The 18,775-nt window shown below is 71.8% G+C and carries 21 protein-coding genes; 15 read left to right on the top strand and 6 right to left on the bottom strand.

What is annotated here, in order from left to right:
• Positions 1–24: 24 nt before the first annotated feature.
• Together ACFXGA_RS14770 and ACFXGA_RS14765 are read left to right on the top strand one after the other, a co-directional pair.
• Positions 25–987 (top strand): ABC transporter substrate-binding protein, encoded by a 963-nt coding sequence (locus ACFXGA_RS14770; RefSeq protein WP_378087974.1) that lies wholly within the window; start codon positions 25–27, stop codon positions 985–987.
• A 56-nt stretch (positions 988–1,043) separates the two neighbouring features.
• Positions 1,044–1,592, top strand: a complete 549-nt coding sequence (locus ACFXGA_RS14765) for an NADPH-dependent FMN reductase (protein ID WP_378087973.1) — start codon at positions 1,044–1,046, stop codon at positions 1,590–1,592.
• Position 1,593: 1 nt separating this feature from the next.
• Here ACFXGA_RS14765 and ACFXGA_RS14760 read toward each other — a convergent pair whose 3' ends face one another.
• Together ACFXGA_RS14760 and ACFXGA_RS14755 are read right to left on the bottom strand one after the other, a co-directional pair.
• Positions 1,594–3,432: an FAD/NAD(P)-binding protein gene (locus tag ACFXGA_RS14760; RefSeq protein WP_378087971.1), complete on the bottom strand. Its 1,839-nt coding sequence runs from the start codon at positions 3,430–3,432 to the stop codon at positions 1,594–1,596.
• Positions 3,429–4,253, bottom strand: a complete 825-nt coding sequence (locus tag ACFXGA_RS14755; protein ID WP_378087969.1) for an amino acid ABC transporter permease — start codon at positions 4,251–4,253, stop codon at positions 3,429–3,431. The genes ACFXGA_RS14760 and ACFXGA_RS14755 overlap by 4 nt, the downstream gene beginning before the upstream one ends.
• Before the next feature lie 335 nt (positions 4,254–4,588).
• Between ACFXGA_RS14755 and ACFXGA_RS14750 the strand changes: the two genes are divergently transcribed.
• The 6 genes from ACFXGA_RS14750 to ACFXGA_RS14725 all read left to right on the top strand — a co-directional run bounded on the left by ACFXGA_RS14750 (position 4,589) and on the right by ACFXGA_RS14725 (position 9,487).
• Positions 4,589–5,725, top strand: coding sequence for an LLM class flavin-dependent oxidoreductase (locus ACFXGA_RS14750; RefSeq protein ID WP_378087967.1), 1,137 nt, complete (start codon positions 4,589–4,591; stop codon positions 5,723–5,725).
• 4 nt (positions 5,726–5,729) lie between these two features.
• On the top strand, positions 5,730–6,209 hold the full coding sequence (locus tag ACFXGA_RS14745) for a GNAT family N-acetyltransferase (protein WP_378087965.1): 480 nt from the start codon (positions 5,730–5,732) through the stop codon (positions 6,207–6,209).
• A gap of 3 nt (positions 6,210–6,212) precedes the next feature.
• On the top strand, positions 6,213–7,133 hold the full coding sequence (locus ACFXGA_RS14740; RefSeq protein ID WP_378087963.1) for an ABC transporter substrate-binding protein: 921 nt from the start codon (positions 6,213–6,215) through the stop codon (positions 7,131–7,133).
• A 180-nt stretch (positions 7,134–7,313) separates the two neighbouring features.
• Complete coding sequence (locus tag ACFXGA_RS14735) at positions 7,314–8,246, top strand: hypothetical protein (protein WP_378087961.1); 933 nt, start codon at positions 7,314–7,316, stop codon at positions 8,244–8,246.
• A 259-nt stretch (positions 8,247–8,505) separates the two neighbouring features.
• The gene (locus tag ACFXGA_RS14730; RefSeq protein ID WP_378087959.1) at positions 8,506–9,267 is read left to right on the top strand and encodes an enoyl-CoA hydratase/isomerase family protein; all 762 of its coding nucleotides are present in this window, start codon (positions 8,506–8,508) and stop codon (positions 9,265–9,267) included.
• Positions 9,268–9,319: 52 nt separating this feature from the next.
• Positions 9,320–9,487: a hypothetical protein gene (locus ACFXGA_RS14725; protein WP_378087957.1), complete on the top strand. Its 168-nt coding sequence runs from the start codon at positions 9,320–9,322 to the stop codon at positions 9,485–9,487.
• 198 nt (positions 9,488–9,685) lie between these two features.
• Here the strand turns inward: ACFXGA_RS14725 and ACFXGA_RS14720 are convergent, their stop codons facing one another.
• Genes ACFXGA_RS14720 through ACFXGA_RS14710 form a run of 3 tightly spaced genes read right to left on the bottom strand, consistent with a single transcriptional unit; the run spans position 9,686 to position 11,048 of the window.
• Positions 9,686–9,970, bottom strand: coding sequence for a DUF4235 domain-containing protein (locus tag ACFXGA_RS14720; RefSeq protein WP_378087955.1), 285 nt, complete (start codon positions 9,968–9,970; stop codon positions 9,686–9,688).
• Positions 9,967–10,599: a DUF3618 domain-containing protein gene (locus ACFXGA_RS14715; RefSeq protein ID WP_378087953.1), complete on the bottom strand. Its 633-nt coding sequence runs from the start codon at positions 10,597–10,599 to the stop codon at positions 9,967–9,969. The genes ACFXGA_RS14720 and ACFXGA_RS14715 overlap by 4 nt, the downstream gene beginning before the upstream one ends.
• Positions 10,596–11,048 carry a phage holin family protein gene (locus ACFXGA_RS14710; RefSeq protein ID WP_378087951.1) on the bottom strand — a complete coding sequence of 151 codons (453 nt, stop codon included), beginning with the start codon at positions 11,046–11,048 and terminating at the stop codon, positions 10,596–10,598. Before ACFXGA_RS14710 ends, ACFXGA_RS14715 begins: the two co-directional genes overlap by 4 nt.
• 84 nt (positions 11,049–11,132) lie before the next feature.
• On the opposite strand from ACFXGA_RS14710, the gene ACFXGA_RS14705 reads away from it, so the two are divergent.
• Positions 11,133–12,059, top strand: a complete 927-nt coding sequence (locus tag ACFXGA_RS14705) for a YihY/virulence factor BrkB family protein (protein WP_378087949.1) — start codon at positions 11,133–11,135, stop codon at positions 12,057–12,059.
• 134 nt (positions 12,060–12,193) lie between these two features.
• On the opposite strand, the gene trxA is transcribed toward ACFXGA_RS14705, so the two are convergent.
• Complete coding sequence (trxA, locus tag ACFXGA_RS14700; protein ID WP_378087947.1) at positions 12,194–12,556, bottom strand: thioredoxin; 363 nt, start codon at positions 12,554–12,556, stop codon at positions 12,194–12,196.
• A gap of 144 nt (positions 12,557–12,700) precedes the next feature.
• On the opposite strand from trxA, the gene ACFXGA_RS14695 reads away from it, so the two are divergent.
• The 6 genes from ACFXGA_RS14695 to ACFXGA_RS14670 all read left to right on the top strand — a co-directional run bounded on the left by ACFXGA_RS14695 (position 12,701) and on the right by ACFXGA_RS14670 (position 18,681).
• A complete protein-coding gene (locus tag ACFXGA_RS14695; protein ID WP_378087945.1) occupies positions 12,701–13,603 on the top strand; it encodes an ABC transporter substrate-binding protein in 903 nt (300 codons plus the stop codon).
• Positions 13,593–14,417 carry an amino acid ABC transporter permease gene (locus ACFXGA_RS14690; protein WP_378087943.1) on the top strand — a complete coding sequence of 275 codons (825 nt, stop codon included), beginning with the start codon at positions 13,593–13,595 and terminating at the stop codon, positions 14,415–14,417. Before ACFXGA_RS14695 ends, ACFXGA_RS14690 begins: the two co-directional genes overlap by 11 nt.
• Positions 14,414–15,172, top strand: a complete 759-nt coding sequence (locus tag ACFXGA_RS14685; RefSeq protein ID WP_378087941.1) for an amino acid ABC transporter ATP-binding protein — start codon at positions 14,414–14,416, stop codon at positions 15,170–15,172. The genes ACFXGA_RS14690 and ACFXGA_RS14685 overlap by 4 nt, the downstream gene beginning before the upstream one ends.
• A 51-nt stretch (positions 15,173–15,223) precedes the next feature.
• The gene (locus ACFXGA_RS14680) at positions 15,224–16,942 is read left to right on the top strand and encodes an aminotransferase class V-fold PLP-dependent enzyme (RefSeq protein WP_378087939.1); all 1,719 of its coding nucleotides are present in this window, start codon (positions 15,224–15,226) and stop codon (positions 16,940–16,942) included.
• 248 nt (positions 16,943–17,190) lie between these two features.
• Positions 17,191–18,486, top strand: a complete 1,296-nt coding sequence (locus ACFXGA_RS14675) for an alpha-lytic protease prodomain-containing protein (RefSeq protein WP_378087936.1) — start codon at positions 17,191–17,193, stop codon at positions 18,484–18,486.
• A 27-nt stretch (positions 18,487–18,513) separates the two neighbouring features.
• Positions 18,514–18,681 (top strand): hypothetical protein, encoded by a 168-nt coding sequence (locus ACFXGA_RS14670; RefSeq protein ID WP_378087934.1) that lies wholly within the window; start codon positions 18,514–18,516, stop codon positions 18,679–18,681.
• Positions 18,682–18,775 lie beyond the last annotated feature (94 nt).

Genomic DNA, 18,775 nt, shown 5'->3' with positions numbered 1-18,775 from the left:
CGCCGAGAACAACCGGGAGAACCGTTGTCCTTCCTGAAGATCGCCGCCGCGGCCACCGTCGTGCTCGCCTCCGCCGTCTCGCTGGTCGCCTGCGGGACCGAGGGCGGGACGACCGAGGACCAGGTGGTCGCCGCCGGCAAGACCGTGAACCTGGGCCCGGACCAGCAACGCCTCACCGCCGCCAAGGTCGACTCGATCGCCGCCAAGGTGCCGGAGGAGTTCCGCCGCACCGGCAAGCTCGTCGTGGGCGGGTCGATCACCACCGCGCCGCCGCTGCGCTTCTACGCCACCGACGACAAGACGCCGATCGGCGTCGAGACCGACCTGGCGGTGCTGATCGCGGGCGTGCTGGGGCTGGAGGCCCAGCTGGAGACCACGTCGTGGGAGAACCTGTTCATCAACCTGGACAGCGGCACGTTCCCGGTGGGCCTGTCCAACATCACGGTCACCGAGGAGCGCAAGGAGAAGTACGACTTCGCCACCTACCGGCTGGACACGCTGGCGTTCGAGGCGAAGAAGGGCGGCAGCTGGCGGGTGACCAAGCCCGAGGACGTCGCCGGCAAGGTCATCGCGGTCGGCTCCGGCACGAACCAGGAGAAGATCCTAGTGGACTGGAGCAGGTCCAACGAGGCCAAGGGCCTGCCCGCCACCGACATCAAGTACTTCCAGAACGCCGCCGACTACTACCTCGCGCTGGAGTCCGGCCGGATCGACGCCTACCTCGGCCCGAACCCCACCTCCGCCTACCACGTGGCGACGTCCGGCAAGACCGAGGTGATCGGCACGTTCTCCGGCGGCGGCGCGACCGTGGGCAAGATCGCCGCGACCACCAAGAAGGGCAGCGGCCTGGTGGAGCCGATCGCCGAGGCGATCGACCACCTCATCGCCAACGGCCAGTACGCCGAGGTGCTCGACCGCTGGGGCCTGGGCGACGAGGCCGTGGAGAAGAGCGAGATCAACCCGCCCGGCCTGCCCAAGACGAGCTGAATCCCGCACGGTGGACGACCTTGAGGGCCGGCGGCGACACCGGCATGCTTCGGCGCATGAACCAGCCACTCGTCGTCGGCGCCCTCGTCGGCAACCCCCGTCCGGGCTCCCGCACGGCGACCGCGGCACTGGCCCTGCGTGACGCGGTCCGGCACGCCCTGGCCGCGCAGGGCCTCGAAGTCACGCCGGACGGGCCCGTCGTGGACGCCGCGGACCTCGCGCCCTCGGTGTTCGCGCCGGGCTCCACGGCGGTGCGGGAGGCGTTGGACGCCTTGGCCGCGGCCGACGTGCTCGTGGTGGCGTCACCGACGTACAAGGCGACGTACACCGGGCTGCTCAAGGCGATCCTCGACCAGGCTCCCGGGAACTGGCTGCGCGGCCGGACCGCCGTGCCGCTGCTCGTGGCCGCCGCCGAGAAGCACGCGTTGGCCGTGGAGCTGCACCTGAAGCCGCTGCTCGCGGAGCTGGGCGCGGCCGTGCCCGGCCGGGGGCTGTTCGTCACGGAGTCGCTGCTGTCCGGCGACGGCGGTCGGGACGACCGGGACGGGCTGGTCGCGGCCCTGGGCGCGCAGCTGGCCGAGGCGGGCTGGTTCACCGCCCGCTAGCTCAGGCCACCGACTCGCCCGCACCGTCGGCCTCGGCGGCGAGGAAGCGCAGGATCGCCCGCGCCACCTCGTCGCTCTGCCGGAAGTTCGGCGCGTTCGTGCCGGGCCGGGCGAACGCCGCGTACGCCTTCCGCGTCGTGTAGGGCCCCACCGCGAACCGCCGGGCGTGCGGCGTGCCCGTGGCGTCCACGACCCGGCTGTCCGCCGGGTCCACCAGCACCAGACCGTCCACATCGGTCACGTCACCGGCCGCCGCCATCGACCGCAGCAGCGGGTCGGCGGTGTGCGGCAGCGTGTGGACCGGCAGGCGCGCCTCGATCAGGCCCGTCGCGCGCACCACGTGCGACGGCACGCTCGCGCTCCCCGCGAGGAACACCCCGTCCTCCGCGCGGACCCACGTGTCGGCGCCCAGGAACCGCACGACCCCCGCGCGCGACAGCGCCAGCAGCTCCTCCAGCCGGTCCGGCGGCGGCCCGCTCGCGATCGAGCTGAAGAAGCCGTGCCACCAGCCGTCCTCGCCGCGCAACCTCCCGGACGCGGACAGCACCGCGAACTGCCCGTACACGCCCAACAGCGCCAGGAACGCCCCCAAATCCGCGCTGTACGCCGAATCGGAGCGCCGCGCCACGTCCGCCTCGACGTGGGCCCGCAGGAACTCCTGGAACTCCTCGGCCGAGGAGAACTCCAGGCCGTCGATGGGCCGGTCCAACCGCTCGAAGTCGATGCGGTCCTCGACTGCGGGCACGGTCTCGCGCTCCAGCGCGCGCATCCGGTCGTCGTACCAGTCCAGCTCGGCGAACCTCGCCGAGAACTCCTCCCACGACGCCAGCACGCGCGACGGGTGCCCGGTGAACAGCTCGCGGTAGTGCCCGTACGCGATGTCCTTGGCCATCAGCGGCCACGCGTCGCGCCGGAAGTCGATCTCGCCCGGACGCGCCAGCAGCTCGGAGGCGACGAAGAACCGCGGCGGCTCCGGTGGCGCGCCCTGGAGCCGGTAACCGGTCTTGGAGTGGTAGAGCGTGCCGCGGCGCGAGCCGACGTGCAGGCGCGGCTCACGCCCGGACGGCACGTACCGCAGCGTCCCATCCTCCCGGGTGAACCGCCCGCCGCGACCCTCGCCCAGCAGCACGGCGAGGTCCACGAACGCCAGCCCCAGGCCGCGCACCACGACGTCCGCGCCCGCGGGCACCGCGGACAGGTCCGTGTCCGCGGTGTAGTCCGGCGGCAGGTACGTGAGGCCGTGCGCGTCGGCGTACTCGGCCAGCCGCCGGTGCTCGGGCTCCACGACGGTGTCCAGGTGCCCCAGCACGAGCACCACCACGTCGGCCACCAGCGGCTCGGCCCGGTCGGCGAGCCACACCCGCTGCCGCACCTGCGCCGACCCGGTGATCCGCACGACCTTGGTCGCGTGCGAGGTCACGGAACTGCCCTCCGGCAGCGACGACACCGCGACCTGGTGGAACCACTTCAGGTACGCGCTCTGCACCCGCCTGCTCGGGAACGACGTCGGCTCCATCGCCTCCAGCTCGGCCCGCACGGACGGCTCCAGCGGCACCGACGACAGGCACGACCGCGCCCACTCCGCCAACGACGGACCGGGCCGGATCGGGCCGTCGCACGTCACCGACGCGTCGGTGAACATCGTGACGTCCTCGGCCATCGAGTTCATCCGCAGCAGCGGCGACTGCTCGTGCCGCCACACCCGTCCCGCGCCCGCCGCGAACGGGTCGACCAGGTGCACCTCCACCGGCCCGTCGAACAGCTCGGGCGCGTTCGCGCCGAGGCGTTCCAGGATGCCCGACGTGCGCGGCCCCGCGCCCACCAGCACGACGACGCTCATCGCGCGCCACGCCCGTAGTAGCGCTCGACGTAGTGCTGGCCGATGCTCAACAGGCTCGTGACGATGACGTACCAGACCGTGGCGACCAGCAGCAACGGAATGATCAGGTAGTTGCGGTTGTAGATGAGCTGGACCGAGTACAGCAGGTCCTGCACGGCCAGCACGCTCACGATCGACGTGCCCTTCAACGTGCCGATGAGCATGTTGCCCGCCGCCGGCACGATCGACCGCATCGCCTGCGGCAGCACGATCCGGCGCAGCACCCGGGCGCGCCCCAGGCCCAGCGCGGCCGCCGCCTCGCTTTGCCCGGCGTCCACCGACAGGATGCCGCCGCGCACGATCTCCGCGGCGTAGGCCGCCTCGTGCAGCACCAGGCCGAGGATCACCGACGTCATCGGGCCGATCACCGGGGCGGAGCCCGACAGCGCCGGGTACAACGCGCCGAAGTTGAACCAGAACAGCAGTTGCACCAGCAGCGGCACCGAGCGGAACAGCCAGACGTAGCCCCAGCTCACCCCGACCAGCACCGGGTTGCCGGACAACCGCATCACCGCCAGCACGCCGCCGAGGAGGAAGCCGAGCCCGACGGTCACCGCGGTCAGCCACAACGTCAGCCACAGCCCGCGCAGCACCGCGTCGGTGGCGAAGTAGCGGACGACCACGTCCCACTGGAACTTCTCGTTGGTCGCCGCGGACCACAGCACGACGCCGACCGCGGCGAGCACCAGCGCGGCGGAGGTCCAGCGCCAGGGCCGGCGCAGCGGGACGATGCGGGCGGTCCCGGCGGACCGCGGCGGCGAGGAGACGGTGGACGCGCTCATCGGCTGCTCCAGAGCAGGAGGGATCACGACAAATCGGCCGCGTCCCTCAACGCCGCGCCGGTGATCGTAGGCGCGCGTCGCCGAGGCCCGTCAAGGCATTCCGGTATTTGGACGGCGGTCGAACCGCCGTTGACGGCGACTTGCGCCGCTGCTCCACTGGGAACGTGGAATCCACGCGGCTGGTCATCCGCGGCCACATCGACTTCGGTCGGGTGTGGTCGGCCTCCTGTCGAGGCTGAGCGCCCGCGTTCCCGCTTCACCGTCGACCCCGCGCGTCTCCCTCAACGTCGTGTGCGCGTCGACGTCTTCTTCCCTACCCGACGGAAGGTACTGACGTGCCTGTTGAGTTCCTGGGGATCGGCGGCACCAACGACGGTTCCGAGACGCACCCGCGCAGCGGCCTGTCGTTCGACAAGGAGTACACGCTGCGGCTGGCCCGCGCGCACGAGGACCACGGCTGGGACCGGATCCTGTTCGCCTACGGCTCCGGCTCGCCCGAGCCCGCGCAGGCCGCCGCCTACGTGGCCACGAAGCTGGACCGCATCCAGATCCTCCTGGCGCACCGGCCGAACGTGTCCTACCCCACGTTCGCCGCGAAGACCTTCGCCACGCTGGACCACATCAGCGACGGCCGGTTGACGGTGCACTTCATCACCGGCGGCACCGACCACGAGCAGCAGCGCGAGGGCGACTACCTCACGAAGGACGAACGTTACTCGCGCACCGAGGAATACATCCGCATCGTTAAAAAGGTCTGGACTGCGAGGGAACCTTTCGACCACGAGGGCAAGCACTACCGGTTCGCCGACTTCGTCAGCGACATCTTCCCGGTGCAGCAGCCCCGGCCCCGCGTGTCGTTCGGCGGCTCGTCGCCCGCCGCGTACCGGGCAGGTGGTGCGGAGGCAGACATTTTCTGCCTGTGGGGAGAACCCCTCGCGGACACGGCCGCGCAGATCGAGTCGGTGAAGCAAGCCGCGCGTGATGCGGGCCGGACGGACGTGCCGCGCATCCAGGTGGCGTTCCGCCCGATCCTCGGCGCGACCGAGGAACTGGCCTGGGAGAAGGCGTACCGGACGGTGGACGCGATCAAGTCGCGCACCGGCGGCGTGAACCCGTTGACCCGCAGGCACTCGCTGAAGAACCCGGAGAACACCGGCTCGCAGCGGCTGCTGGAGATCGCCGAGCGCGGCGAGCGCTTCGACCGCGCCCTGTGGACGCCGACCGCCGCCGCGACCGGCGGCGCGGGCAACTCCAACGCGCTCGTCGGCACGCCCGAGACCGTGGCGCAGGCGTTGCTGGACTACTACGACCTGGGCGTGGACATCCTGTCGGCGCGCGGCTACGACATGGTCAACGACACGATCGACTTCGGTCGGCACGTGATCCCGATCGTGCGCGAGGAGGTCGCCAAGCGCGACCGGGAACGCGCGGCGGCCGTGCCGCAGCCGCGCGAGATCGCGGTGGACGGCTGACCGCGTGACCGCACCGGAGACCCTCGTCGCCCGCCGGGTCCGCTGGGAGGATCCGGCCACCGCGCCGCTGAAGGAGGAGCTGACGCACGAGTACGTCACCCGTTACGGCGACGGCGCCCGTGCGGAGCTGACGCGGTACGACCCGGACGTCTTCGCGCCGCCGCACGGCACCCTGGTGCTGCTGTTCGAGGGTGACGTGGCGGTGGCGGGCGGGGCGTTCATGCGCCACGACGACCGCACCGCCGAGCTGAAGCGGATCTGGACGGACTCGCGGCACCGGCGGCGCGGCCTGGCCCGGCGCGTGCTGGCCGAGCTGGAGCGCGACGCCGTGGACCTCGGCTACTCGCGGCTCTACCTGACCACCGGCCCGCGGCAGCCGGAGGCGCGGGCGCTGTACCTGGCGACCGGGTACGCGCCGTTGTTCGACCTGACCGCCGACCCGCTCACCATCCCCTACCTGCCGTTCGAGAAGGACCTGGGATAGCCCATGCGCGCACGTTGCCTGTTGATGCTCACCGCCGTGCTCGCGCTCGTGGTCTCGGGGTGTTCCCTGCCCGCGGACGCCGTGGACCCGCCCGCGTCGGGCGTGAAGCCGACCGAGGACGTGCTGTCCGCGGTGACGAAGGACGAGTCGATCGCCGCGCTGCTGCCGGCCGCCGTGCGCGAGGCGGGCGTGGTGCGGTTCGGGTCGTCGGTGGGCGGGCAGCCGCCGTCGTCGTACTACGCCGAGGACAACAAGACGGTGCTGGGGCTGGACATCGACGTGTCCGAGGCGGTCGCGCGGACGCTGGGGATCCGCATCGAGCGCGAGGTGGCGAGCTTCGAGACTATCCTGCCGTCGTTGGCGGCCGGGAAGTACGACGTCGGCACCGGCAACTTCGGCGTGACCGAGGCGCGGAAGAAGACGATCGACTTCGTCACCTACATCAACGACGGCCAGGGGTTCGCGGTCCGCGCGGACGACGACCGCCTCACGCGGGTGGACGGCCTGGTGGCGTTGTGCGGGCTGAAGGTCGGCACGGGCGCGGGCACGACGTTCGAGGCGACGTTGGAGCGGGAGAAGCACGTCTGCGCCGAGGCCGGCAAGCCGGACTACGAGGTGCTGAGCTTCTCCGAGAACGCCTCGACCTACCTGGGGTTGCAACAGCGGCACATCGACGTCGTGATGAGCACGATCAACGGGTTGCGGCACGCGGCGGCGAACCAGCCCAACCTGAAGTTCCTGGGCGAGTTCAAGCGCCTGGACGTCGGCTTCGCGCTGCCCAAGGGCTCACCGCTCGCGCCGGCGCTCCAGGCCGCGGTGAACGACCTCATCGAGGACGGCGCCTACCAGCGGATCCTGGCGAAGTGGGGCACCGAGGACTCGGCGATCCCGGAGTCCCAGGTCAGCCCGCCGGAGCACGCTTGAGGCGCGCGTGGGGCGGACCGGGGCACTTCGACTTCCCCGGTCCGCCCTGCGGTTCCCCGAAGCCTTCCCCCGCGTTCGAGGGGGTTTTCGCCCGATCCACCCCTTGTGTTGACCACCGCTTCACCCCAGGGTTCGGCGCGGCCCGTTGGCTCCGACGGGCAACCCTGACGGAGGTGGAGCATGTTCCCTGCCCGCAAGCTCGCCGCGGCGCTGGTCGCGGCGGCGTCCCTGTCGGCGTTCGTGGCAACCCCGGCCCACGCGGCGACCGACGCCGAGCTGGCGTTCCACTGGGCGCCGGTGCACTACCAGGACACCGACTCGTCCGACTACGACGCGGATTACCTGTCCACTGTGGATTTCGACGGTGAGTGGAACACGGCGAACAACTGGGAGTCGCAGGACGACTCGCTCGCGCGGCTCACCGGTGCGGCGTACTACTCCGTGGTGGAGACGTCGACGCACTGGTTCATCGTCTACAGCTTCTACCACCCGCGTGACTGGGAGGACTTCGCCGACCCGTTCGGGCAGTTCACCCACGAGAACGACATGGAGGGGTTGCTGGCGACCGTGCGGAAGGACGGTTCGGCGTTCGGCCGGCTGGAGGCCGTGATCACGGTGGCGCACAGCGACTTCTACTCGTACGTGCCGGCCGGGAGCACGTACACGTCGGGCCGGGAGAGCGTGGACGGGGTGCTGCGGTTGCAGGGCACCCGGCCGACGACGCGGCAGGAGGCCAAGGGGCACGGGCTGTACGCGTGGAACGGGGCGGAGTTCCCCGGCGGCGACGGCGTGGTGTACGTGCCGAGCGCGACGGGGGAGGCGCCGTCGGGCGGGAACGACCGTTCGGTGGGGTACCGGCTCGTGGACACGTTCGCGCCCGGCGGCTTGTGGGCGCAGCGCAACAGCTCCGCGACGTTCGCGGGCTGGGGCACGTTCCGGGGTGACAACGGCAAGGACAACGCCGCGAACAGTTCGTGGGGGTGGGACGACGCCAACGACGGCAGCGACGTGCCGCGGGGCCTGCTCGCCACCGACCCGGCCTACGTCGTCTCCGTCTACTTCGCCAACCGCGGCGACTTCAACCTGACCTACCTCCGCAACCCCTACCGCTAACCCACCCCACCCGCGTGTCCTACCTCCAGAACGCGCGTGTCCTACCTCCAGAACGCGTGTGTCCTACGTTCAGAACGCGTGAGTCGTACGCTCAGGCACCCCGAATTCAACGCTCAGGACGCTCGGCCCTGTTCTGAGTGTTGAATTCGGGTGTTCTGAACGTAGGACACACGCGACGCGAACGTAGGACACTCGCGTTCTGGACGTAGGACACGCGGGTGCTGGAGGTTCGACCCACGGGAGGCTCTAGGCTCCGGTGATGACGCTGAGGCTCGACACCGCAGGCCCGGTGGCGACGTTGACCATCGACCGCCCGGCCAAGCGCAACGCCATGAGCTACGACATGTGGTCGGCCCTGCCCGGCCTGCTGGCCGAGGTCCGGCGCGACGACGACGTGCGCGTCCTGGTCGTCCGGGGTGGCGAGCACTTCTCGGCGGGCGCGGACATCGGCGAGTTCTCCACGCTCCGCAAGGGCGCGGACGGCGCGGCCCGGTACAGCGAGGCCGTGCACAACGGCGAACGCGCCATCGCCACGCTCGGCAAGCCCACCATCGCCGCGATCACCGGTTTCTGCATCGGCGGCGGCTGCGAGATCGCGCTGGCCTGCGACCTGCGGGTGGCGGCGGCGGACGCCCGGTTCGGCATCACGCCGGCCAAGCTCGGCATCGTCTACAACTTCACGTCCACCAAGCAGCTGGTCGACGCGGTCGGCCCGGCGTGGGCCAAGCAGATCCTGTTCACCGGGGAGATCATCGACGCCGCCACCGCGCTGCGCATCGGCCTGGTCAACGAGGTGCACCCGGCGGACGCGCTGGAGGCCCGGGTCAAGCGGCTCTCGGAGACCATCGCGTCCCGCGCGCAGGTCAGCGTGCGCGGCGCGAAGCACATCGTCAACCGCATCACCGACGGGCAGCACGACGAGGACGACGCCGTGCGCGCGCTCTACGACGAAGCCGTGCACAGCGCGGAGTACGCGGAGGGCGTGGCGGCGTTCCTGGAGAAGCGCACGCCCCGGTTCTGACCCCGGACGGCGGGCCGGTTCAGGCGGGCGGGGTGGCGGGTACTTCGAGCGCATGACCGAACACCCGCTCGAAGGCGATCCGAACGACCCGGACCAGCACATCAACCCCGACCCGCCGCACTCGCCGGGCACGCCGGAGCCGCCCGACCTCGACGTGGACGCGGAGCAGTTCCTCGACGAGGGCGAACGGCGCGGGCAGGAGGACGAGCCGCCCTCCTAGGACACGACCACCCGGGACGCGACCACCCGGAACCGCCGAACCACCGAACCGCTGAACCACCGAACCGCTGAACCACCGAACCGCTGAACCGCCGAACCACCGGACCCCGGCACCCCGCCGCACGGGCAGGGCACGGGGGTCCGGGAACGGGAAGACCGGGGCCGGGCGGTTCGGGCCATCCCGACCCCGGGGACCTGGTCAGCGGTACTTGTTCGTGTCGCCGGGCCACTCGCCGGTGAGCTTGTCGTAGCCCGCCGCGCCGCCCCGGTCGATCGCCGCCTTCACCACGCCGAAGATCGCACCCTGGATGGACGCCGCCAGCAGCACCTCGCCCCAGCTGCGGTCCTTCTGGGTCGGGGTGGGCGCGTCCTTGGTGCCGGTCATCAGCTTCCACACCTGCCCGAACAACGCGCTGGCGGCCAGACCGCCGAGCACGCCGAACAGCATGCCGAGCGGGCGGTAGAGGAGCTTGTTCACGTTCACCGGCCCCTCCGCAGGAGCTTCCACAGCACCAGCACCGCCGCCACGACACCGGCCGCGACCGCCGCCGGGTGCTTGCGGGCCTGCTGGACGCCCTGCTCCACCTTCTGCTGCACGGGCGGCGGCAGCTGCTCGACCGCCTGGGCGGCCTTCGTGCCGACCTGCTCGGCCACCACGCCGGCCTTGGCCGTGACCTGCTCGGCGACGGCGCCCGCCTTGACGCTCACCTGCTCGGCCACCTCGCCGGCCTTCTGGCCGACCTGCCCGGCCACCTCGGTCGCCTTCTGGCCGACCTGGCTCGCCGCCGCGCCCGCCTTCTCGCCGATCGCCGTGGCCTTCTCGCCGACGGCCGCGCCCGCCGCCGCGCCGGCCTTGCCGACCCGCTCGCCCGCCTTGTCCGCGGCCTCGCCGACCTTCGCGGTGGTCTTGCCCGCCGCCGCGGCCACCGCCGCGTTGGCCCGCGTCGCGGTCTCCTTCACCTGTTCCACTCCTTCGTGCGCCTTGTCCTTCACCCGTCCGGGAACGTCGGCCTTGTGCACCAGCGCTTCCACGGTGTCGCCCAGCTCACGCCGGGTCTGCTCCACATCGGCGCGCAGCTCGTCCGGGTCCTTCGGGACGTCCTTGCCGCTCATCGGTGTGCCCTCTCGCTCACGGTGGCGATGTCCTTCTTGACACCAGCAATGGCCTCTTCGGGCACGGGCGGGGTGCCGCGTTCGAGCTGCTTGCGGCCGACCAGCGCCAGCACGCCCGCCACGACGAACACGGCCGCCGCGACGACGAACGCCGCGAGCCACGCCGGCATGACGGTGGCCAGCAGCAGCACCACCCCGGCGAGCACCGTCATCAGCCCGAACCAGGCCAGCACGCCCGCGCCGCCGAGCAGCCCGGCGCCCGCGCCGACGCGCTTGCCCTTCGTGCGCAGCTCCGCCACGGCCAACCGCATCTCGTCCCGGGCCAGCCGGGTCACCTGCTCGGACAGCCGGTTCACCAGCTCCGCGGTCGACGGTTCACGACCGGTCGGCCGATCCGTCACTCGATCGGTGTCCCGGACGGCCGCGTGGGTGGCGGCGACGTGACTCATGGCCGTCTCCTCTCGTGCACTCGCCACCCGACTACCCGAAATCGCGCGGGTGTACGCCCCGTGTTCGGGGGAAACCCGTCGCCCATGGCGCACGCACCGCAGGCACCGACCCAATTGCCGAAGCGCTCGTGGTGGGGGGTTCTCAAGCGAACCGTCAAGGAGTTCGGCGACGACAACCTCACCGACTGGGCGGCGGCCCTCACCTACTACGCGGTGCTGTCGCTGTTCCCCGGCCTGCTGCTGCTCACCGCGCTGCTGGGCATGCTCGGCCCGGACGCCACGAACTCCATTGTGGACAGCCTCGACGCGCTCGGACCGGGCGAGGCCAAGGACACCATCGCCGGCGCGATCGAGAACCTCCAGAAGTCGCAGGCCAGCGGGCTGCTGGCGGTCGTCGGCCTGGTGACCGCGCTGTGGTCGGCCTCGGGGTACGTGGGCGCGTTCATGCGCGCGGCCAACTCGATCTACGACGTGGCGGAGGGCCGGCCGTTCTGGAAGGTCATCCCGCTGCGGCTGGGCCTGACGATCGGCGTCGTGGTGCTGCTCGCGCTGACCGCGCTCGGCGTCACGCTGACCGGCGGCGTGGCCGCGTGGCTGGGCGACGTGCTCGGCCTGGGCTCGACGGTCGTCACCGTCTGGGACATCGCCAAGTGGCCGGTGCTGTTCCTGCTCGCCAGCCTGGCGATCGGCCTGCTGTTCTGGGCGTCGCCGAACGTGCGGCAGCCCAGCTTCCTGTGGATCACGCCCGGCGGCCTGCTGACCGTGGTGGTCTGGGTGGCCGCGTCGCTGGGCTTCGCGTTCTACGTGGCGAACTTCGGGTCCTACAACCGGACCTACGGCTCGCTGGCCGGCGTGATCGTCTTCCTGGTGTGGCTGTGGATCTCGAACCTGGCCCTGCTGCTCGGCGCGGAACTCGACGCCGAGCTGGAGCGGGGCAGGCGGATGGAGGCCGGGCAGCCCGAGGGGCGGGACCCGGTGGCCCCGCCCCGCGACACGGCGGCGATGGACTGACGGCCGGTCGAGCGGCGCGACCGGGGCCGCGCCGATCGGCCCCGACGACCAGCGCTGAAGGCGGCGCCGACGACCAGGGCCGCGCCGATCGGCGCTGCCGACCGGGGGCCGTGTGCGGACCCCCGGACCGCGGGTCAGCCCTTCTGCTCGGCGACCTGCTTGCGCACCTCGTCCATGTCGACCTTGCGCGCCTGGTCGATGAGGTCTTCCAGCGCGGCCGGCGGCAGCGCGCCCGGCTGCGCGTAGAGCACGACGCCGTCGCGCACGATCATGAGGGTCGGGATCGACCGGATCTCGAACGCCGCGGCGAGCTGCTGCTGCGCCTCGGTGTCGACCTTGCCGAACACGATGTCGGTGTGCTTCTCCGCGGCCTTCTCGTAGGTCGGGGCGAACTGGACGCACGGCCCGCACCAGCCCGCCCAGAAGTCGACCAGGACCATCTCGGAGCCGCCGACAACCTCGTCGAAGTTCTCCGCGGTCAGCTCCACGGTGGCCATAGGTCCTCCTTGCTGTGGACATGGGGTTGCCCCCTTGTACCCCGAGCAACGACCGCGAACCGCCCACAATTCCCTTCAACTGACCGTGGACGACTTCAACAAACAGTTGTAGTTTCCGGGTCACCCGACGGTTGGAGGTGGGTCGTGCGCGGAGCCGCAGCCCTGTCCCTGTCCGTGTTGGCGCTGGTGGCGTGCGGTGCGCCCGCCGAGGACCCACCCGCGGGCCCCGCCGACGACCTGCCGGCCACCGCGTCGATCGTGCAATCCGTCACCAAGGACGACGCCCTGGCCGCCGGGCTCCCCGACGCCCTCACCCGATCGGGCGTGCTCAAGGTCGGCTCGAACATCCAGAACCCGCCGAACAACTTCTACGCCGCCGACGGCAAGACCCCGGTCGGCTCCGAGGTCGACCTGGTCAAGGCGGTCGCGGCCAAGCTCGGGCTGGCCGTCGAGCACCACGACATGGCGTTCGGCTCGCTCATCACGAGCCTCCAGGCGGGCCGGATCGACGTCACCGTGGCCGCGATGAACGACACCCCGGAACGGCAGCGGGCGATCGACTTCGTCGACTACTTCACCTCCGGCATCACGATCATGGTGCGGAAGGGCAACCCGGCGGGCATCAAGGGCCCGGACGACCTGTGCGGCAAGACCGTCGCCGTCAACCTCGGCTCCAGCCAGGAGAGCTACGCCAAGGGGTTCCGGTGCCTGTCCGGCGAGCCCATCGGGGTGACGGCCACCGATAGCGACACCCAGAACCAGAACCAGCTGCGCACCGGCCGGGTCGACGCCATCCTGAACGACCTGCCCACCGCCGTCTACGTGGCGAGGACGGCGGGTGACGGCGAGTTCTTCGAGGTCGTGGACCTGGCCCCGATCAACGGCGGCCCGTACGGCATCGGCGTCAACAAGAACACCCCCGAGCTGACCGCGGCCCTGCGGGACGCGTTGCAGGCCCTGATCGACGACGGCACCTACCGCCGGATCCTCGACGCGTGGGACGTCGGCCAGGGCGCGGTGACCAAGGCGACCGTCAATGGCCGGTGAGGACGGGGACGACCTGGTCGTCGTCCCGCTGAGGCACCGGGGGCGGTGGGTCGGCGGGGCGGCGATCCTCGCGGCGCTCGGCGCGCTGGGGTGGGCCCTGGCCGGCGCGAAGATCGACTACGCCGCCGTGCCCGGGTTCTTCACCCACGACATCGTGCTGCGCGGCCTGGTCAACACGGTCGTGCTGGCCGTGGCCGCGCAGGCGGGCGCGATCGTGCTCGGGGTGCTGGTCGCGCTGCTGCGCCGGTCGGCCAACCCGGTCGCCCGCTGGTTCGCCGCCGGGTACGTGTGGCTGTTCCGCGGCCTGCCCGTGCTGCTCCAGATCCTGCTGTGGTTCAACCTGGCGCTGGTCTTCGAGGACATCTCCGTGTTCGGGCTGGTCGAGGAGAAGACGAACGTGCTGGTCACGGCGTTCGTCGCGGCGCTGCTCGGGCTGGGGCTCAACGAGAGCGCGTACATGGCCGAGATCGTGCGCGCCGGGCTCGACAGCGTGGACCGCGGCCAGGTCGAGGCGGCCAGGGCGATCGGCATGACGCCCGTGACCACCCTGCGCCGGGTCGTGCTGCCGCAGGCCATGCGCGTGATCATCCCGCCGACCGGCAACGACTTCGTCAACCTGCTGAAGGGCACGTCCATGGCGTCGGTGATCGGGTTCCTGGAGCTGGTCCACGCGGCCAACAACATCGCCTCGCGCAACCTCCAGATCATGGAGACGCTGCTGGCCGCGGCGGCCTGGTACCTGGTCGTGGTCAGCCTGGCGGGCGTCGGCCAGCACTTCCTGGAGCGCCACTACGGCAAGGGGGTGGCGCGGTGAGCCTGCTGCGGGCGGTGGGCGTGCGGAAGTCGTTCGGCGCGGTCGAGGTGCTGCGCGGGGTGGACCTCACCGTGGACGCCGGGCAGGTGGTGTGCCTGCTCGGGCCGTCGGGCGCGGGCAAGTCGACGTTCCTGCGCTGCGTGAACCACCTGGAGACGATCGACGCCGGCCGGATCTGGGTGGACGGCCAGGCGGTCGGGTTCGCCGCGCGCGGCGGCAGGCTGCACGAGCTGCGCGAACGGGAGGTGGCGCGGCAGCGGCGGGGCATCGGGATGGTGTTCCAGCGGTTCAACCTGTTCCCGCACCGGACCGCGGTGCAGAACGTCGCCGAGGGACCCGTGCACGTGCTGCGCACGCCCCGGGCGACGGCCCTGGCCGAGGCGCGGGCGCTGCTCGACCGGGTGGGGCTCGCGGACCGGGCCGACGCCTACCCGCACCAGCTGTCGGGCGGCCAGCAGCAGCGGGTGGCGATCGCGCGGGCGCTCGCGATGCGGCCGAAGCTGATGCTGTTCGACGAGCCGACCTCGGCGCTGGACCCGGAGCTGGTCGGCGAGGTGCTGGACGTGATGGCCGACCTCGCCCGCGACGGGATGACCATGGTCGTGGTCACGCACGAGGTCGGGTTCGCCCGGCAGGTGGCCGACTCGGTGGTGTTCATGGTGGACGGAGCGGTGGTCGAGTCCGGACCGCCGGAGCAGGTGCTGGACAATCCGCGGCAGCACCGCACGCGGCAGTTCCTCGCGAAGGTGCTCTAGCGGACGCAGTGGGAGGTGCGGTAGGTGGTCACGCGGTGGAAGGTGCGGTAGGTGGTCACGCGCATCCCGTCGTCCTACCTGGTCCAGTTCCGCGAGCCGGAGGGGTACCTGGACTTCGCCCGGTTCGGGCCGCCGTCGTTCGCGGTGGTCGACGCCTCCACGCGGCTGGCGGAGGCGTCCGCGTCGGCCGGTCCGTCCACCGTGGACGACCTCATGCGGCAGGAGCTGCGGGCGAAGGCGGCGGTGGCCCGGCTGTGCCGGGGCGACACCGACCACGTGGCGCTGCTGCCGAACACGAGCACCGGGCTGTTCCAGGCGGCGCTGGGCGTGACCGGCGAGGTGCTGGTGTCGGCGGGGGAGTTCCCGGCGAACACCTACCCGTGGGCCCGGTCGCCGTCGGTGGACGTGTCGTGGCTGCCCGCCGGCCCGGTGACGGCGGACGTGGTGCGGGAGGCGGTGACGCCGGCGACCGCGGCGCTGTCGGTGAGCGCGGTGGACTTCCGCACCGGGTACCGGGCCGACCTGGCGGCGCTGCGCGAGGTGGTCGGCGACCGGTTGCTGGTCGTGGACGGCATCCAGGGCTTCGGGGTCGTGGACGAGCCGTGGGAGGTCGCCGACGTGCTGGTGGTCGGCGGGCAGAAGTGGCTGCGGGCGGGGTGGTCGACCGGGTTCCTGGTGTTGTCCGACCGGGCGCTGGAGAGGCTGGAGCCGGTGCTGTCGGGGTGGACGGGGGCGCAGGACCCCGGGTTGTTCGACAACGCCGTTCACCCGGTGGGGGAGGGGGCGGCGGGGTGGTCGATCACGAACCTGAGCCCGGTGGCGGCGGGGGCGTTGGCGGCGGCGTTGGAGCTGGTCGAGCTGGCCGGCGTGGAGGCGATCCAGGCCAGGGTCGTGGACCGGGTCGACGAACTGGCCGAGGTGGTGCGGTCGGCCGGCGGCGGGATCGTCTCCGCGGTGGAGCGCCGGGCGGGCATCCTGGCGTTCACCCTGCCCGACCACCCGCCGTCGGTGATCGGGGCGGCGCTGGCGGACGCGGGCGTGACGGCCACCGTGCGGCCGGAGCACGTCCGCCTGTCGCCGCACGCCTCCACCACGCCGGAGACCACCGCCCGGTTCGCCGCCGCGTTGCGGGAGCTGCGCAAGCCCGCCGGCGCCGCGGTGGGCGCGCCGGCGGGTGCGGTGACCCCGGACGTGCTCGCCGCCCTGGTCCCGACGGTGAACAGCCTCGCCGGGGTGCTGGGGCCGGGCACCGAGGTCGTCCTGCACGACCTGGCGGCGCTGCCGAACTCGATCATCGCCATCGCGGGCGACCTCACCGGCCGCGAGGTCGGCGGCCCGATGACCGACCTGCTGCTCGGCCTGGTGCGCCGGGGCACCACGCAGGACCTGGCGGGCTACGAGACCTACGCGCCGGACGGCCGGGTGATCCACTCGTCCACCGTGTTCCTGCGGGACGCGGAGGGCGTCGCGGTCGGCTGCCTGTGCGTGAACAGCGACCCCGGCCCGAACCGGCGACCGGGCGGCGCGGTGTCGGCGGTCGAAACGTTCCCCGGTGACGTGGACACCCTCCAGCGGCTCCTGGTCGAACGCGCCGTCACCGCCGTCGGCGTGCCCGTGGAGCTGATGAAGAAGTCGCACAAGTCGGAGGTGGTGCGGGTGCTGGACGAGGCCGGCCTGTTCCTCATCCGCGATTCCGTCGACTACCTGGCGGGCGTGCTCGGCGTGACCCGGTACACGATTTACAACTACCTCAACGAAATCAGGGCCTGACCGCCCCCCGGTCGCGCCGCACGACGGCTCCGTCCCGCCGGCGGGACCGAGCCGTTCCCGAACCCTTGAGCCCTCGCCGCGGCCGGTAGTAGTGTCCGGTCCCGGTCGCCGGCCGGACAACGGTTTCCGGCGACCGCGGGGGGCTCGGCAATCTCCATTCCGCACACCGGCGCGTGACTCGACGCGCCCGGTCGGTGCCGCCTGCCCTTCCACTGCTCGACATCACGCCAAGCAGCCCAGGAGCAAGCATGGCATTGCGTTCCCGATTCGCCGCCATCGCGGCCACCCTGTTAACGGTCACGACGGTCGGCGCGCTCCCGGCCGGAGCCGACGACACCGCGGCCGGGTTGTACGTCGACGAGCAAGACCTGAATTCCCTGAGCACGGTGGTCCACCGGAACGGCGCGGAGTTCGCCGGTTCCTGGTACGACCACGACGCGAAGCGCTTCGTCGTCGCGGTCGCCGACGGGGCCGACCCGGCGAAGGCGCGCGACCGGGTGACCGGCGTGGCCCGGTCCCGCAGATCGCCCGACGCGGGCATCCGGCTGGAGTTCGAGTCACGACCCCGGTCGTTGACCGCGCTCCAGGACGCCCTGGCCAAGGTCGACGCCGTCCTCCAGGCCCCGGACGCCGCCCGCCGGGCCACCGTCAGCAGCTGGTACGTCGACCAGCGGCAGGGCAAGGTCGTCGTGCACGCCCGCGAGAACACCGCCGAACTGGCCGCGAGCCTGCGCCGCGAGGCCGGTGACGCGGTCGAGGTCGTCCGCGACGACACGACCTACCGCACGCTCGAGAAGAAGGAGACCACGTCCACGCCGCCCCGGGTGGTGCGGCTGCCCGACCCGAAGGCGGGACCGTCGGCCGGCGTGGCGGCGGCGGACGCGGCCAACCGCGTGCAGGACGGGTTCCCCTACTACACGGGCAACCGGATCATCCGCGTGGCGGGCAACAGCATCTCCCAGTGCAGCACCGCGGCGGTCAACTACCCGCAGACCCACGTGTACACGGCCGGGCACTGCTACCGGGTCGGCGAGGTGATCTACCAGGGCTACTTCGACGGCGGCACCAACACGGTGTACGTCACCGGCCAGGCCGGCACGGTGGAGTCCGTCCAGTGGGGCAACGGGCGGATCGACGCGGAGTCGTTGCGCACCAACCGGTACACCAACCGCCAGTGGCACGGCAGCGTCACCTTCCCGACGGACCTGTACCAGACCAAGGACACGTCCAACTACCTCGGCCTGCGGGTGTGCGGGAACGGTTCGGTCAGCGGCACGCAGTGCACCGGCGAGGTGTCCGCGACCAACGTCTGCATCTTCTACTCGGACGCGAACATCAACGTCTGCGGCCTCACCAAGGTCCGACCGCTGAACGGCGCGGACCTCAGCGACAACGGCGACAGCGGCGGCCCGGTCATCCTGGACTCCACCGGGACGGGCGCGCGGGTGGTCGGCATCATCTCCGGCGAGAGCAACGCGGGCGACATGGCCTACACGCCGATCTCCGCGGCGTGCGCCCAGGTGACCCCGTACACCTGCGATTAGCGGTGGGGCGGGTGTAGCCCGCCCGGCGTGAGCAAGGTCAAGACCTTGTCGATGTGCGGGCTCTCCGCGCTGTTCGTCTTCTGCTCGGGCTCCGGGTGCAGGCCGGGGCCCGAGCAGGACGAGTGGAACCCGGTGCCACCGATCACCGCTTCCAATCCGTCGATCACGGTGCCGTTGGTGGAGCCGACGCCGTGAGGGCGAGTCGGTGCGGTTCGGCTCGATGTGACATGGGGCCCTTACGGGTACCAGGGGCAGGCCAAAGCCGGCAGGCCCAGCGGGGAAAAGCGTG

It is taken from the genome of Actinosynnema sp. NPDC059335, from assembly GCF_042752395.1.
In the GTDB taxonomy this organism is placed as follows: Bacteria; Actinomycetota; Actinomycetes; order Mycobacteriales; family Pseudonocardiaceae; genus Actinosynnema.
The sequence above is the reverse complement of the archived record's forward strand: the minus strand, read 5'-3'. Positions and strand labels throughout refer to the sequence as shown.